The following is a 15,088-nucleotide window of genomic DNA, read 5'->3' on the forward strand; positions in this document are numbered from 1 at the left end:
TTTATTTCATAAAGTTATCTATCAAATGCTTTAAATCGTTTCATTCTTCATTGTGGATAACCCTATAAAAAGGCCGTCTGAAATACTCAGACGGCCTTTTGTTTGCCCGGGCAAATTAGATATCGTATGTGGTTGAAGCGGTATCGCCGCCCTTACCTGTCCAGTTGGTATGGAAGAACTCGCCGCGCGGTTTGTCGGTACGCTCGTAAGTGTGCGCGCCGAAGTAGTCGCGTTGTGCTTGCAGCAGGTTGGCCGGCAGACGCTCGGAAGTGTAGCCGTCAAGGAAGGTAATGGCGGAAGCCATACAAGGCATCGGAATACCGCACTCGATCGCTTTGGCCACCACTTTACGCCATGCAGGCAGACAGGTTTCCAACACGCCTTTGAAATAAGGATCGGAACCCAAGAAGACCAAATCAGGATTGGCTTCGTATGCGTCGCGGATGTTGCCCAAGAATGCGCTGCGGATGATGCAGCCTTCGCGCCACAGAAGGGCGGTGTTGCCGTAGTTCAATGCCCAATCGTTGTTTTCGCTGGCTTCGCGGATGAGCATGAAGCCTTGTGCGTAGGAGATGATTTTGGATGCCAACAGGGCTTGGCGCAAAGCATCCACCCATGCGGCTTTATCGCCTTCAATCGGGGTAATGGTTTTGCCAAACAGGCTGTTTGCTTGGGTGCGTTGGTCTTTAAACGCGGACACGCAACGTGCAAATACGGCTTCGGAAATCAGGGTCAACGGAATACCCAAATCGAGGGCATTGATGCCAGTCCATTTGCCTGTACCTTTTTGACCTGCGGTATCGAGGATTTTTTCAACCAAAGGTTCGCCGTTTTTATCTCTGTAACCCAAAATCGCGGCGGTAATTTCGACCAGATAAGAATCCAGTTCGGTTTTGTTCCACTCGTTGAAGATTTGGTGCATTTCATCATAAGACAGGCCCAAACCATCTTTCATAAATTGGTACGCTTCACAAATCAACTGCATGTCGCCGTATTCGATGCCGTTGTGCACCATTTTGACGAAGTGGCCCGCGCCGTCGCGGCCGACCCAGTCGCAGCAAGGCTCGCCTTGAGGAGTTTTGGCGGAGATGGCTTGGAAAATCGGTTTAACGGCAGGCCATGCAGCTTCGTCGCCGCCGGGCATGATAGAAGGGCCGTGACGCGCGCCTTCTTCGCCACCGGAAACGCCCGCGCCGATGAAGCGGATGCCTTTTGCCGCCAGCTCGTGTGTACGGCGGGTGGAATCAGGATAGTTGGCATTGCCGCCGTCAATAATAATGTCGCCTTGTTCCAAAAGCGGGACAAGTTGCTCGATAAAGTCGTCAACGACAGAACCTGCGCGTACCATCATCATGATTTTGCGCGGTTTTTCCAATTTATCCACTAAATCTTGCAATGAATAGGCACCGATAATGTTGGTGCCTTTGGCTGCGCCGTTGAGAAAATCGTCTACTTTAGCGGTGGTCCGGTTGTACGCCACGACTTTGAAACCGCGATCGTTCATATTCAAAATCAAGTTTTGACCCATAACAGCCAAGCCGATGACGCCGATATCGCCTTTCATTGATGGAAGCTCCATTATTAATTTAATTTATCAGCCGTAACTCTAGCTGATTTACAACTTTTTAACAATCCTTAACTTTTTAATTTTTTGAAAAGATGCCTTTACGTTTCAGACGGCCTTTTCCTTTGGGAAAACAAACTATAAATTAGATTTTAAATAATAAATAGAAGATGATATTGAGTGCTGCTCCAGATTGTTGATAACTTTGATTACAAAAAATTTTCAAATACTTAGCTGATATTTTTTGATGAGGATAAAGTAAAGTCGGCCTTGTTTGCAGATGTGGATAAAATTTTCCTGCTGCTTTATCCTGTGGGTAACTTTTTGCCTGTGCACAATCTTAGCTTGTTTTATACTTCTCCAATTGGAACTGATTGACTAGAGAAATAGTCAAATGGTTTTTTATTTCAAGCTATTTTCATATTTCCTTTTGTTTAAGTTGGAAAAAGGCCGTCTGAAAATATTTTAATAAGGGTGTGTATATGAAGTTTTCCTTTAGTATTAATTTGTTATCCGTTTTGATTTTGGCCGCTTGTGCACAACAGCCGATTCAAAAGCCTCAAGTTGCCCTGCCCTCCATATCTATGGATAACCATGCGCCGGAGCAAGGAACAGGGCTGACGGAGCAGAAGTTAATCCGCGCCAAGCATTATATGGCGGCGTCTGCCAATCCGCTGGCAACTGAAGCCGGTTATGAAATTTTGAAGCGAGGCGGCAGCGCGATAGATGCGATGATTGCCATGCAAACAACTTTGGGACTGGTTGAGCCGCAGTCTTCCGGATTGGGCGGCGGTGCGTTTTTGGTGTATTGGGACAATAAGGCGAAAAAGCTGACAACGTTTGATGCCCGTGAAACAGCGCCGAAAGCGGCAACACCGGAACTTTTCTTGGACGAAAACGGCAAACCGATGGGCTTTATGAACGCAGTGGTCGGCGGTCGTTCGGTCGGTGTGCCGGGGATTCCGAAGCTGCTGGAAGATGTCCACAAGCGTTACGGCAAATTGCCTTGGGCAAGCCTGTTTGACAAACCGATTGCTTTGGCGGAACAAGGCTTTACCGTTTCACCGCGCATGGCGAAATCCATCGAGCAAAATTTGGAGCCTTTGAAACGCTATCCGCAAACCGCCGCGTATTTTCTGCCCGACGGCAAGCCTTTGGCAGCGGGAACGGTGTTGAAAAACCCTGAATTTGCCCGCTCCGTTCGCCTGTTGGCGGAAAAAGGCAGCGCGCCGTTTTATCAGGGCGTGCAGGCGCAGAATATTGTCCGTGCCGTTACCAGCGCTGTGGATAACCCTGGCAAAATCAGTTTGTCTGATTTGAAAAACTACCGCGTCGTCGAGCGTCAACCGGTTTGTGCGCCTTATCGTGAATACGAAGTTTGCGGCATGGGCGCACCAAGTTCAGGCGCGATTGCTTTGGGCGAGATTTTGGGCGTATTGCAAAATCAGGATATGAAGGCGTTGGGTGCGGAAAATATCCACAGTTGGCGCTGGATAGGCGATGCGTCGCGGATTGCTTTTGCCGACCGCGATTATTATGTCGGCGATCCCAAGTTTGTGAACGTTCCGACCCGCGCCATGATTTCTCAGGCTTATTTGAAACCACGTGCCGAAGAAATCCGCAAAGCTGACAAGGCGTTGGAAACTATTCAGGCAGGCAAGTTCGGCAAGGAATACGCGCAAGGCATGGCGGTCGAGCTACCGTCCACCAGCCATTTGGTGGTTGGGGATAAAGACGGCAACGTTGTATCGATGACGACTTCGATTGAAAATGCGTTCGGTTCGGGGCTGATGGCAAACGGCTATCTGCTCAACAATGAATTGACCGATTTTGCTTTCAACCCTGTCGGAGAAGACGGTAAAACGGTGGCAAACAGCGTTGCCGGTGGAAAACGTCCGCGTTCTTCGATGGCGCCGACCATTGTGATGAAAGACGGAAAACCTTATATGGCGGTCGGTTCGCCGAGCGGCAGCCGCATTATCGGTTTCGTTGCCAAAACGCTGGTGGCGCATATCGACTGGGGCATGGATATTCAGGCGGCAATCTCTCTGCCGAATATGCTCAATCGTGGCAGTCAGTATGAAATCGAGGAAAAAACCGCAGCGGCAGACAAAGCGGCAGCCTTGGAAAAATTGGGCTACAAAGTCCAAATCCGCGATTTGAATTCCGGCGTACAAGGGATTTTAATCGGCAAAGACGGTTTGCTCGGTGGCGCCGACCCACGCCGTGAAGGCAAAGTTATGGGCGATTGATTTTATCGGTTTTACATGCAAAGGCCGTCTGAAACCTAGTTGTTCAGACGGCCTTTTAGTTTGGGAAAATATATGGATAAGATGTGTATAAGAATGGAGTTAAATTTTAATATTTTTATTTTTCAATAAGATAAAATAGATGAATATGTGGATAATTATTTGTGGAAAACGACATAATTTAGGCCGTCTGAAAGGTTCAGACGGCCTTTTTCATTGGACTGCGTTATCTATTTTCTATCAGGCTGCCGGCAGCTCGTGAAAAGCGGTGGGCAAGTCTTCGTCATCGGCAAACTCAACCCATTCGTAAGCGGTTTCATCTGCCAAAACGGCACGCAACAGCGCATTATTGATGGCATGACCTGATTTGTAACCTTCAAATGCGCCGATAATCGGATGGCCGACAATGTACAAATCGCCAATTGCATCAAGAATTTTGTGGCGGACAAATTCATCGGGATAGCGCAAACCTTCCGGATTCAAAACATCCATGTCGTCAATCACGATGGCATTGTTCAAATTGCCGCCCAGTCCGAGATTGTGGGCGCGCATCATTTCCACTTCGTGCATAAAGCCGAAGGTACGGGCGCGGGCAATCTCATCGATATAGGATTTTCCTGCAAAATCAATCTCGAAAGTAGGTGCGCTGCGGTTGAATACGGGATGGTCAAATTCGATGGTTAAATTAACTTTAAAGCCGTCATAAGGCGTAAAGCGCACCCATTTTCCGGTTTCTTTGATTTCAACGGGTTTGAGGATTCTCAAAAAACGTTTTTGGGCTTTTTGATCTACCACGCCTGCATCTTGTAAAAGGTAAATAAACGGCAGGCTGGAGCCGTCCATAATCGGAATTTCAGGCGCGTTCAATTCAATCAAGGCATTGTCGATGCCATAGGCAGACAGAGCCGACATAATGTGTTCAATTGTGCCGATGCGCACACCTTTATCGGTAACGATAGTGGACGACAGGCGCGTATCGTTGATGAGGTAAGGCGTAAGTTTGATGGTTTCGCCCATTTCGCCGTCCAAATCGGTACGGCGGAAGGAAATCCCACTGTTTTCAGGCGCGGGGTGCAGGGTCAGCGCGACCCGTTCGCCCGAATGCAATCCGACGCCGGTTACGCTGATGGATTTTGCCAAAGTTCGTTGCAGCATAAACCGTCTCCTTAGTAATCATTGGTTTGATGTTTGGATAATACGATAAAAAGGAAAAAATAATCCATTATTTTTAATAGTATTTGCTAATGTAGGCGTTTCAGAACCATAGATTTTTCAGACGACCTTTTGTACCGGTAAGATTATCCACAATATGCCGTGTAATCCGAGTGGAAAAATCTGATTTTATCCACAGAAATATTCAAACGATTACAGATTATCCGACTTTGTTCTCACACAAAACAAAACTTGAACGCAGCCTTTAAATGAATACAACAATTTGATTATACAATCAGTAATCAGGTTATTCACAAAATAGGGACGTACTCATCATAATCACCATTTTTTTAAATAATTACATATTAATTTTGAAAACAGGCCGGAATTTATCCCCAAATATGGGAGCAAACCGTACCAATCTGTATTTTCAGACGACCTATTTCACGGTTTTTTTATTTAAATCAAACATTTTAAAAGTAGCGTCGTGTAATTCTAGGTAGTAGTTTTATTTCAGGATACAATAGCCCTTATTGAAATTTATCCCTTTCCCTACTGACAGGAGTAGCAAAATGAGTATTAAAGTAGCGATTAATGGTTTTGGCCGCATCGGTCGTCTGGCATTGCGTCAAATTGAAAAAGCCCAAGGTATCGAAGTCGTTGCTGTTAACGACTTGACTCCTGCCGATATGCTGCTACACCTCTTTAAATACGACAGTACTCAAGGCCGCTTTGAAGGCTCTGCCGAATTGAAAGATGATGCGATTGTTGTTAACGGCAAAGAAATCAAAGTATTTGCCAATCCTAATCCTGAAGAATTGCCTTGGGGCGAGCTGGGTGTGGACGTTGTCCTCGAATGTACCGGTTTCTTTACCAATAAAACTAAAGCTGAGGCCCATATCCGTGCCGGTGCGCGCAAAGTTGTGATTTCTGCCCCTGGCGGCAATGATGTGAAAACAGTTGTATATGGCGTAAACCAAGATATTTTGGACGGCAGCGAAACCGTTATTTCAGCCGCTTCTTGTACGACTAACTGTCTGGCCCCTATGGCTGCGGTATTGCAAAAAGAGTTCGGCATTGTTGAAGGCCTGATGACCACCATTCACGCTTATACCGGCGACCAAAACACCCTTGACGCGCCACACCGTAAAGGCGACTTCCGTCGCGCCCGTGCCGCTGCCTTGAATATCGTACCGAACAGTACCGGTGCCGCTAAAGCCATCGGCTTGGTTATCCCTGAGTTGAACGACAAACTTGATGGCTCTGCCCAACGTGTTCCCGTAGCCACCGGCTCTTTGACCGAACTGGTTTCTATTCTCGAACGCCCTGTTACCAAAGAAGAAATCAATGCAGCTATGAAAGCTGCCGCCAACGATACTTTAGGCTACACTGAAGATCAAATCGTTTCTTCCGACGTTATCGGTATCGAATACGGCTCACTCTTCGATGCGACTCAAACCCGCGTGATGACAGTTGGCGACAAACAATTGGTGAAAACTGTTGCTTGGTACGACAATGAAATGTCTTACACTTGCCAATTGGTTCGTACCTTGGAATTCTTTGCCAGCAAAATCTAAAAAATAACGGGCTGAATCAATCAGTCTGTGGATAATTAAAAGGCCGTCTGAACATTTCAGACGGCCTTTTGTGTGTAGAGAGATTTAATTTGCAATCAGATTGTGGATAGTTTAATCACTGTGGCACATTTGTTTTCTATCCTAAACTGCACTTCATAATCCGCAATATTCATCACATAAATCCGTTCGGGAATATCTTGATAGGCAGGGCGAGGATCTTGGGCGATGCTTTGCTCAATGAGATGTTTTTCTTCTGTGGATAAATGTTCCGCAAGCGTACTTTCTGCCCAGACAACGTTCAATTCTTCAGGTTTGCCGCTGACAAAGCCTGATGATGCGTCAGGTTTGGCCTCGACAAACGGGATGTAGGGTTTGATATCCACTACAGGAGTACCGTCCAATAGGTCTGCACCGCTGCAATAGATGCGGACAGGTTTGCCTGTTTCGATGCGTTCGAGTTTTAAGAGTGATAGTCCGAGATGATTGGGGCGGTGCGGGCTGCGCGTGGCAAATACGCCCATTTTTTGTTTGCCTCCGAGCCGTGGCGGACGCACCATTTGCGCCCAACCTTCATTCAATACGCCGTGAAAAATAAAATTTATCCACACATAATCGAAGTGTTCCAAGCCCCGAACGCTGTCTGCGGTAAATTCAGGAGTGAGTTCAATGCAAATTTCTGCTGCAGGAACCAAACCGGGTTGGCGGGCAATGCCGAATTTTTGTTTGTAGGGGGAATGAACGGTTGCAATAGGCGTAATCGAATAGGACATAATTTGTGGATAAATATTCTGTGCAAACTCTCATCATATCACAGATGTTTTCCCACATTTTGCGGTAGTAATTTGTTATAATGCAAAGCATTTATTCCAAATGTCCGTACATTGGTAATAAATGCTCAATTTAAATAATATAAAATAAAATCAATAGGTTAAATTAATACATGATTGTTTCTATCGATGTAGATGCACAAAAAACGTTTACGCCTTTGTGCCCGAAAGAATTGCCTGTTGCCGAAGGTCATCTGATTGCGGATGAACTCAATGCCCAAGCTGCATTGGCGGATTTACGCGTTATGACGAAAGATGCGCATCATGCCGCGGCAAAATGGCTTGTGGATAATCCTGTTGATATGTTGAAACCGACGGGTTTGCTCGATGCGGATTTGACTTGGGTGTCGCATGCGATGATTGGAACATATGGCTATGAGTTGTTAGATGGCCTGCCTTCAGCCAAAGAATACGATTATTGTGTTTGGAAAGGCGTCGATCCTGAGTTACATCCTTACGGCGCATGTTTTCACGATATTGAAGAAAAGCTCAGTACAGGCTTGATCGAATGGTTGCGCTGTCAAAATGCAGATACAGTCATTGTTGGCGGTTTGGCAACGGATTATTGTGTGAAAACAACGGTTTTACAGTTGCTTAAAGGCGGGGCTTGGAAAGTCATCGTCAATCAGGCGGCTTGTCGCGGCATTGCTCCGGAAACGGTTGAATCTGCATGGCAGGAAATGCATTCTGCCGGGGCAGTTATTTTAGAAAACGCCGAAGAAATAAAAAAATATATTAATAATCAATAAATTATATTTAAAATTTTGTTGTTTCACGTGAAACATTTTTCAAAATATGAAGATTTTACTTGTCCGCTTGTCCAGTATGGGCGATTTAATTCATACGTTGCCCGCAGTTGAAGATTTGGCGCGACAATGTCCTGAGGTGGAGCTCCATTGGTTGTGTGAGGCAGGGTTTGCAGATATTGCCCGCTTGCATCCTTTTGTCAAAAAAGTTCATGTAATGAAATGGCGGCAATGGCGCAAACACCTTTTTCAGGCTGAAACGTGGCGTGAAATAGGCCGTCTGAAAACGGATTTACAGGCTGAATCTTTTGATTTTGTTTTAGATAGCCAAGGACTGATTAAAAGTGCATGCTTTGCCAAAATGGCAAAATCCTCTATTTACGGCTTGGATAAACACAGCGCGCGTGAAAGTTTGGCTGCCCTTGCGTACAGTAAAACATTTGCCGTACCGAAAGGCAAAAATGCGGTCTGGCGAAACCGTGAATTATTCGCTCAAGTATTTGGTTATACAATGCCTGAGACGCAGGTATTTGGTTTGTCGGTTCCTGAATCAGGCCGTCTGAAAAATTTGCAATTCCCTTATTACGTTGCTTTGCATGCGACCAGTCGCGACAGTAAATTATGGCCGGTAGAACACTGGCGTGCATTATTGAGAAAGTTGAATGAAGAACAACAATGCAATGTGTATCTGCCGTGGGGAAATGAAACCGAAAAAATGCGTGCCGAACAGATTTCAAGCGATTTACCGTTTGCTTCGGTTTGCGACAAAATGAATTTATTACAGGCTGCATTTTTATTGAAAAACGCAGAGGGTATTATTGGCGTAGATACTGGACTGTTGCATCTTGCCAATGCGTTGGAAAAGCCTGTTGTAGGAATTTATACAGATACAGATCCGGCCAAGACCGGCGTTCAAGTTTCGGCTTATGCAAAAAATTTAGGCGGTATTGCTCAAATCCCAAATGTTGACGAGGTTTATCAAACCTTGATGGATTGTGTTGCAGCATATGGTAAATAATTGCTGGGGGAGTCGGATTTATTTTCTGAGTAAATGCTTTAGAAATGATATAATTCCGCTCTATTTGCCAAGATTTATATAAATTTGGTTTTATCATGTTGGTGAAAACCGAATTGGATTTTATATAAAGAATGTATTATCAAAAGCAGTATGCTTGATTTAATGGACATTCTTTTTAGGAGAATTGAATGAAAGCACTGGTCGCAGTAAAGCGCGTAGTGGACTACAACGTCAAAGTTCGTGTGAAAGCCGATGGTTCCGATGTGGATATCGGTAATGTCAAAATGTCGATGAACCCGTTTGATGAAATTGCGGTAGAAGAAGCTGTCCGTTTAAAAGAAGCTGGAAAAGTAAGCGAGATTGTTGCTGTTTCTCTTGGCGAGAAAAAATGTGAAGAGACGTTGCGTACTGCTTTGGCGATGGGTGCCGACCGTGCGGTTCATGTTGAGACTGATGCGAAGTTGGAGCCTTTGGTCGTTGCGAAATTGCTGAAAGCTGTTGCGGATAAAGAAAATCCGCAAATTTTACTGCTGGGTAAACAGGCAATTGACGATGACGCCAACCAAGTTGCCCAAATGCTGGCGGCGTTGTTGAATGCGGCTCAAGGTACTTTTGCATCAAAAGTGCAAATTGAAGGCGAAGAAGCACTGGTAACTCGTGAAATTGACGGCGGCGAAGAGACTGTTGCATTGAAACTGCCTGCGGTCATCAGTGCAGATTTGCGTTTGAACGAACCACGCTTTGTCAAACTTCCTAATATCATGGCGGCAAAGAAAAAGCCTTTGGAAAAATTAAGCCCTGCCGATTTGGCTGTGGATATTTCTCCGCGTTTGAATACCGTGAAATTTGCCGAACCTAAAGCACGTCAAGCCGGTGTGAAAGTGGCTGATGTTGCCGGGTTGGTTGAAAAGTTGAAAAACGAAGCCAAAGTGATCTAAGGAGTATGAAATGAGCGTATTGATTATTGCGGAACATAATAACCAACATTTGAATCCTGCCACTTTGCATGCGGTCACGGCTGCCGCTAAATTGGGTAATGTAGATTTATTGGTTGCCGGCAGCAATGTTGCTGCGGTGGTTGAAGAGGCGAAACAGGTTGCAGGCGTAGCGAAAGTTTTGGTAGTCGATGCACCCTATTACGCTGAAGGTTTGGCAGAAGAATTGGCGCCTTTGGTTGTTAAATTGGCTGCGGATTACCGCTATGTGGCTGCGACTGCAACTGCGTTTGGTAAAAATCTTCTGCCCCGAGTAGCTGCCCTATTGGATGTGCCACAAGTTTCGGATTTAACCGAAGTTGTGGATAACTCGACATTTGTCCGTCCGATTTATGCCGGTAATGCTTTTGAAACCGTTCAATCCAATTCTGAAAAACTGGTGCTGACTTTCCGTGCAACCGCATTTGATGCTGCCGGACAAGGCGGTAATGCAGAAGTGGTCAATGTTGAGGCAACACCTGCTCAAAGACTGAGCCGTTTCGTAAACCGTCAACTTTCCCAGTCTGACCGCCCTGAATTGACTCAGGCAAAAGTGATTGTTTCTGGTGGCCGTGCATTGGGCAGTGCTGAAAAATTCAATGAAGTGTTGACTCCATTGGCGGATGTTTTGGGTGCCGCGATTGGTGCTTCCCGTGCGGCAGTGGATGCCGAGTATGCACCAAACGATGCCCAAGTCGGTCAAACCGGTAAAGTGGTTGCGCCACAACTGTACTTTGCTATCGGTATTTCCGGAGCCATCCAACACGTTGCCGGTATGCAGGACAGTAAAGTAATTGTTGCCATCAACAAAGATGCTGACGCTCCGATTTTCAATGTGGCAGATTACGGCTTGGTTGGTGATTTGTTTGAAGTTGTGCCTCAACTGACTGAAGCACTGAAAAACTAATGTTTCACGTGAAACGTTCAGACGGCCTTTTATAACAAAGGCCGTCTGAAAATATTTTGGCATGATTACGACCTATAAAACCATTACCACACCGACACAGGCTGAATTTAAAGATAAAGGCAGCCGCTTCATCGCGTACGCCTATCCGATTCGCACTTTGGCCGATGTGAAGAAGTATCTCGACCCATTAAAGGAAGAACATCACAAGGCACGACATTGGTGCTATGCCTATCGATTGGGTGTGGATGGAATGCAGTTTCGCGCAAACGATGATGGAGAACCGTCCGGAAGTGCAGGCCGCCCTATTCTGGGACAGATTGATTCTGTCGGCGTAACGGATGTGTTGGTTGTGGTTGTACGCTATTTTGGCGGTACGCTATTAGGTGTTCCCGGTCTGATTCATGCTTATAAGGAATCGACAGCTCAGGCATTGGCGATAGCAGAAGTTGTTGAAAAGAATGTCGAAAAGACAGTTTGGTTGAAATGTGAATATCCTGTTTTGAATGAGGCTATACGGATTGCCAAACAATATCAGGCCGATATTGTGGAACAGGATTTGCAGCTGGATTGTAAGTTGACAGTGAAAATAGCATTGGCTGATTATGAAGCTTGTATTGCTGCTTGGAAAAATACGCGCCAAATTGAAGTAGATACTGATAAGCCGTTTGAATAAAAGGTCGTCTGAACATATTTGAGAAATCAAAAGTTTCAGACGGCCTTTGATGTTTTAGCCTTGGTATCTGTCTAAAGCATTTACGCTTGAGCGCAGATGTTCCCAAGCCAGTTGATGAAATTCCCCCAGTGCGTTCCATAGGGCATCTTCGCTCATAATGCTGTATTCGCCCTGTGTGCGCAAATCAACATCTGCCACTTCTTCAATGGCTTGATGGCATGCTTGGTATTCGTTGGTATAGAAGTCATCCATGTCTTGCATGAGGCTTGCGGCATGTTTCCAGCGGGCAATATCTGCTTCCAGTTGCGGCAGTAATTCGCACCATTCGCGGTATTTGCTTTGAATTTCGTCAATACGTTTTTGCATGATTTTCCTTTAGTTGTTTGAAATTAGAGTATGGTTGTCTTGGTGCAATATTATTCTTAATTTGAAACATCTATACAAGATGGAACAATATTCCATAAATTGAATTTTATTTACAACATCTATTCTTCAAGGAGATGGTATGAAATTGCTCGTTATTGGTAATGGTGGACGTGAACACGCACTGGCTTGGAAATTGGCGCAGTCGTCTAAAGTTGAAACTGTCTTTGTTGCACCTGGTAATGCCGGAACGGCAATTGAGCCTAAACTGCAGAATATAGCGTTGACGGCGCATCAAGATTTGATTGATTTTTGCCGTAATGAAAATATTGCCTTTACCGTAGTCGGTCCTGAAGCTCCTTTGGCTGCCGGTGTGGTGAATGATTTCCGTGCTGCCGGATTGAAGATTTTTGGCCCGACTCAATACGCGGCCCAACTGGAGAGTTCAAAAGATTTTGCTAAAGCATTTATGGCAAAATATAAGATTCCGACTGCGCAATACCAAACCTTTGAAAATGCCGATGCAGCACATGATTACGTCAACCAAAAAGGTGCGCCGATTGTAATTAAAGCGGATGGTTTGGCTGCCGGTAAGGGCGTGATTGTCGCCATGACTTTGGATGAAGCTCATGCTGCTATCGACGATATGTTGTTGGGCAACAAAATGGGTAATGCAGGCGCGCGAGTCGTAATTGAAGATTTCCTGCAAGGCGAGGAAGCGAGCTTTATCGTTATGGTGGACGGCAATCATGTTTTGCCGATGGCAACCAGTCAAGACCATAAACGCCTGTTGGATGACGACAAAGGCCCTAATACCGGCGGTATGGGTGCATACAGCCCTGCTCCAGTGGTAACGCCTGATGTTTACGAGCGCGCTATGAATGAAATTATTTTGCCGACTGTGGCCGGTATGAAAGCAGAAGGTCATGAATTTACCGGTTTTTTATACGCGGGCTTGATGATTGATAAAACTGGTGCGCCTTATACCATCGAATTTAACTGCCGTTTCGGCGACCCTGAAACCCAGCCGATTATGAGCCGTTTGGATAGCGATTTGGTGGATTTGGTTGAGGCGGCAATCGACGGCAAACTGGATAGTGTTACTGCCGAATGGAATCCGCAGACTGCGGTAGGCGTAGTGTTGGCCGCACAAAACTATCCTGATTCTCCGAAAAAAGGCGATGTGATCTTTGGCTTGGATAAGGCCAATCAAATCGGTAAAGTTTTCCATGCCGGTACTGCAACGAATGAAAAAGGCGAAGTGGTAACCAACGGCGGCCGTGTGTTGTGTGTAGTCGGTTTGGGCGATGATGTTGCCCAAGCTAAAAGCAAGGCTTATGAGGCATTGGAAACAATCCGTTTTGACGGTATGCAATACCGTAAAGACATTGCCGATAAAGCCATCAACCGTTAATAATGAATAGAAACAGGCCGTCTGAACACAGATTGTCCGACAATCGTAGTTTCAGACGGCCTTGGTATATGATGATGTTCCCCAGAATTTTATCGGCTGCAGCCCAACGCAGGCTGCAGGCGCATCTTAAAAAAGGCGGTTTGATTGCCTATCCTACCGAGTCTTGTTATGGCTTGGGCTGTGTCCCTACTTTGTCCAAAGCGCTCAATCAACTGATTCATCTGAAAAAACGACCGCAACACAAAGGCATGATTGTCATTGGCCATAGCTTGGAACAGTTGCAACCTTTGCTGCAAAGGCCGTCTGAAAATATCCAAACCATGCTTCATGAAGCATGGCCGGCTCCGAAAACTTTCTTATTGCCGGCCAGCAAAAAAGTATTGCCTTCATTGCGGGGAAAAGGACGCAGTAAATTGGCTGTCAGGGTTCCTGCGCACGCAGGTGCAAGACGTTTGTGTCAGGTTTTGGAAACACCTTTAGTCTCTACTTCATGCAATCGTGCAGGCAAACGGGCATGTAAAACGGAAAGGGAAGTCAGAAGACAGTTTGGCAGGAAAGTCTGGGTTGTAGGCGGATTGATAGGTAAGCAGAAAACGCCTAGCCAGATTATTGACGGAGAAACAGGAGCAAGGCTGCGTTAAAGAAGGGCTGTATCGTCAAAGGAAAGGTATTTATTTTGAGAAGCAAATTTTTTCCAAAAGATTGGAATACCTGTGTGAAAAGCATTGAGTGCAGATCCAGTTTGATGCATAGCAGTCTGTAAATACAGATCGATTGAGCAGATAGTAAGTCAGTAAATAGAGTAGAAAGCAGTATTTTGTGAAATGCTCTTACAAAGAATGAAGCAAATTTTGAGCGTAGATGAATCGCTGTAATAAATTATTTTTGAATAAACAAAATTTGTGGATAAATTTGAAGATAAATTTCCATCAAAACATAAAAAGGCCGTCTGAAACTTGATATTTAAAGCATTCAGACGGCCTTTTAAATATTTAAACTGTGGATAACTTTGTGAATAAGTGTGGATTAAAGCTTATGTCCACACACAGTTTCGTATTGTTTTTCAGTAATCGTGCCGCTCATGACGCTCATTGGGCGGATGCTGGTCGGCGTATAGCTTTGGTTGGAAATTACCCGGCCGTGTTCGTCCATCAGTTGCAGCGCTGCCAGACGATAGGTTTTGTTTGAGCAATGAATTTCCCAGTTGCCGATGGCTGTTTTATAGGCCGGCGTATTGACGAAACGTTCCTCTTTCAGTTTGGAAACGGTTTTTTTATCGCGGAAAGTAACCAGTGCGCCATTTCTTTTAATGCTGCTCCTATCAATGGCCACTTTGATATTGCCTTCAGAGATGGTGCCGATATTGGTCCAGCTGCCGCCGCTGCTCGAAGTGGTAGTTGTTTCACAGGCACTCAACATCAAAGCCGCAAATACGGTTGCAGCTAGGGAAAAACGTTTGATATTCATAAAACCTCATTATTTACAGAAAGTCAGCCGATATTATCCGTGAAGATGGCATATATCGTAAATCGATTTTGCAAAGTTGAACCTCTGAAAAGAATTTTATGAAAAATACGCCTAAAAGGCCGTCTGAAACCTGTCTTTCAGACGGCCTTGAAGTGTA

14 protein-coding genes are annotated in these 15,088 nt (G+C 45.4%); 9 read left to right on the forward strand and 5 right to left on the reverse strand.

Going from position 1 to position 15,088, the window contains the following annotated elements:
• Positions 1–115 precede the first annotated feature (115 nt).
• A complete protein-coding gene (gene gnd, locus FAH66_RS09285; RefSeq protein ID WP_137041387.1) occupies positions 116–1,564 on the reverse strand; it encodes a decarboxylating NADP(+)-dependent phosphogluconate dehydrogenase in 1,449 nt (482 codons plus the stop codon).
• A 482-nt stretch (positions 1,565–2,046) separates the two neighbouring features.
• On the opposite strand from gnd, the gene ggt reads away from it, so the two are divergent.
• Positions 2,047–3,816 (forward strand): gamma-glutamyltransferase, encoded by a 1,770-nt coding sequence (gene ggt / locus FAH66_RS09290; protein ID WP_137041388.1) that lies wholly within the window; start codon positions 2,047–2,049, stop codon positions 3,814–3,816.
• A gap of 237 nt (positions 3,817–4,053) precedes the next feature.
• Here the strand turns inward: ggt and lpxC are convergent, their stop codons facing one another.
• Positions 4,054–4,968, reverse strand: coding sequence for a UDP-3-O-acyl-N-acetylglucosamine deacetylase (lpxC, locus tag FAH66_RS09295; protein ID WP_137041389.1), 915 nt, complete (start codon positions 4,966–4,968; stop codon positions 4,054–4,056).
• A gap of 569 nt (positions 4,969–5,537) precedes the next feature.
• On the opposite strand from lpxC, the gene gap reads away from it, so the two are divergent.
• On the forward strand, positions 5,538–6,542 hold the full coding sequence (gap, locus tag FAH66_RS09300; protein ID WP_137041390.1) for a type I glyceraldehyde-3-phosphate dehydrogenase: 1,005 nt from the start codon (positions 5,538–5,540) through the stop codon (positions 6,540–6,542).
• A 95-nt stretch (positions 6,543–6,637) separates the two neighbouring features.
• On the opposite strand, the gene tsaA is transcribed toward gap, so the two are convergent.
• Positions 6,638–7,312 (reverse strand): tRNA (N6-threonylcarbamoyladenosine(37)-N6)-methyltransferase TrmO, encoded by a 675-nt coding sequence (tsaA, locus tag FAH66_RS09305; RefSeq protein WP_137041391.1) that lies wholly within the window; start codon positions 7,310–7,312, stop codon positions 6,638–6,640.
• A 170-nt stretch (positions 7,313–7,482) separates the two neighbouring features.
• Here tsaA and FAH66_RS09310 point away from each other — a divergent pair, with 170 nt between their 5' ends.
• The 5 genes from FAH66_RS09310 (at position 7,483) to FAH66_RS09330 (ending at position 11,687) form a co-directional block, all read left to right on the forward strand.
• Entirely contained in the window at positions 7,483–8,118 is a 636-nt protein-coding gene (locus FAH66_RS09310) for a nicotinamidase (protein ID WP_137041392.1), read from the forward strand.
• A gap of 46 nt (positions 8,119–8,164) precedes the next feature.
• On the forward strand, positions 8,165–9,133 hold the full coding sequence (waaC, locus tag FAH66_RS09315; RefSeq protein WP_137041393.1) for a lipopolysaccharide heptosyltransferase I: 969 nt from the start codon (positions 8,165–8,167) through the stop codon (positions 9,131–9,133).
• A gap of 188 nt (positions 9,134–9,321) precedes the next feature.
• Positions 9,322–10,071 carry an electron transfer flavoprotein subunit beta/FixA family protein gene (locus tag FAH66_RS09320; RefSeq protein ID WP_137041394.1) on the forward strand — a complete coding sequence of 250 codons (750 nt, stop codon included), beginning with the start codon at positions 9,322–9,324 and terminating at the stop codon, positions 10,069–10,071.
• Between the two features lie 10 nt (positions 10,072–10,081).
• Entirely contained in the window at positions 10,082–11,014 is a 933-nt protein-coding gene (locus FAH66_RS09325) for an electron transfer flavoprotein subunit alpha/FixB family protein (RefSeq protein WP_137041395.1), read from the forward strand.
• A gap of 61 nt (positions 11,015–11,075) precedes the next feature.
• Positions 11,076–11,687, forward strand: coding sequence for an IMPACT family protein (locus tag FAH66_RS09330; protein WP_137041396.1), 612 nt, complete (start codon positions 11,076–11,078; stop codon positions 11,685–11,687).
• 54 nt (positions 11,688–11,741) lie between these two features.
• On the opposite strand, the gene FAH66_RS09335 is transcribed toward FAH66_RS09330, so the two are convergent.
• Entirely contained in the window at positions 11,742–12,053 is a 312-nt protein-coding gene (locus FAH66_RS09335; protein WP_003686705.1) for a DUF4298 domain-containing protein, read from the reverse strand.
• 139 nt (positions 12,054–12,192) lie between these two features.
• Between FAH66_RS09335 and purD the strand changes: the two genes are divergently transcribed.
• Positions 12,193–13,464: a phosphoribosylamine--glycine ligase gene (gene purD / locus FAH66_RS09340; RefSeq protein ID WP_107868142.1), complete on the forward strand. Its 1,272-nt coding sequence runs from the start codon at positions 12,193–12,195 to the stop codon at positions 13,462–13,464.
• A 71-nt stretch (positions 13,465–13,535) separates the two neighbouring features.
• A complete protein-coding gene (locus FAH66_RS09345) occupies positions 13,536–14,105 on the forward strand; it encodes an L-threonylcarbamoyladenylate synthase (RefSeq protein ID WP_036473516.1) in 570 nt (189 codons plus the stop codon).
• A gap of 385 nt (positions 14,106–14,490) precedes the next feature.
• Here the strand turns inward: FAH66_RS09345 and FAH66_RS09355 are convergent, their stop codons facing one another.
• Positions 14,491–14,931: a surface-adhesin E family protein gene (locus FAH66_RS09355; RefSeq protein WP_137041397.1), complete on the reverse strand. Its 441-nt coding sequence runs from the start codon at positions 14,929–14,931 to the stop codon at positions 14,491–14,493.
• Positions 14,932–15,088: the final 157 nt, after the last annotated feature.

This window comes from Neisseria subflava, from assembly GCF_005221305.1.
Lineage (GTDB): Bacteria > Pseudomonadota > Gammaproteobacteria > Burkholderiales > Neisseriaceae > Neisseria > Neisseria subflava.

Coding starts and splice junctions, on each gene's coding strand:
- purD (WP_107868142.1), top strand. CDS start 12,193: ATGAAATTGCTCGTTATTGGTAATGGTGGACGTGAACACGCACTGGCT.
- FAH66_RS09355 (WP_137041397.1), bottom strand. CDS start 14,931: ATGAATATCAAACGTTTTTCCCTAGCTGCAACCGTATTTGCGGCTTTG.
- FAH66_RS09310 (WP_137041392.1), top strand. CDS start 7,483: ATGATTGTTTCTATCGATGTAGATGCACAAAAAACGTTTACGCCTTTG.
- FAH66_RS09320 (WP_137041394.1), top strand. CDS start 9,322: ATGAAAGCACTGGTCGCAGTAAAGCGCGTAGTGGACTACAACGTCAAA.
- FAH66_RS09330 (WP_137041396.1), top strand. CDS start 11,076: ATGATTACGACCTATAAAACCATTACCACACCGACACAGGCTGAATTT.
- FAH66_RS09345 (WP_036473516.1), top strand. CDS start 13,536: ATGATGTTCCCCAGAATTTTATCGGCTGCAGCCCAACGCAGGCTGCAG.
- lpxC (WP_137041389.1), bottom strand. CDS start 4,968: ATGCTGCAACGAACTTTGGCAAAATCCATCAGCGTAACCGGCGTCGGA.
- tsaA (WP_137041391.1), bottom strand. CDS start 7,312: ATGTCCTATTCGATTACGCCTATTGCAACCGTTCATTCCCCCTACAAA.
- FAH66_RS09335 (WP_003686705.1), bottom strand. CDS start 12,053: ATGCAAAAACGTATTGACGAAATTCAAAGCAAATACCGCGAATGGTGC.
- waaC (WP_137041393.1), top strand. CDS start 8,165: ATGAAGATTTTACTTGTCCGCTTGTCCAGTATGGGCGATTTAATTCAT.
- gnd (WP_137041387.1), bottom strand. CDS start 1,564: ATGAAAGGCGATATCGGCGTCATCGGCTTGGCTGTTATGGGTCAAAAC.
- ggt (WP_137041388.1), top strand. CDS start 2,047: ATGAAGTTTTCCTTTAGTATTAATTTGTTATCCGTTTTGATTTTGGCC.
- FAH66_RS09325 (WP_137041395.1), top strand. CDS start 10,082: ATGAGCGTATTGATTATTGCGGAACATAATAACCAACATTTGAATCCT.
- gap (WP_137041390.1), top strand. CDS start 5,538: ATGAGTATTAAAGTAGCGATTAATGGTTTTGGCCGCATCGGTCGTCTG.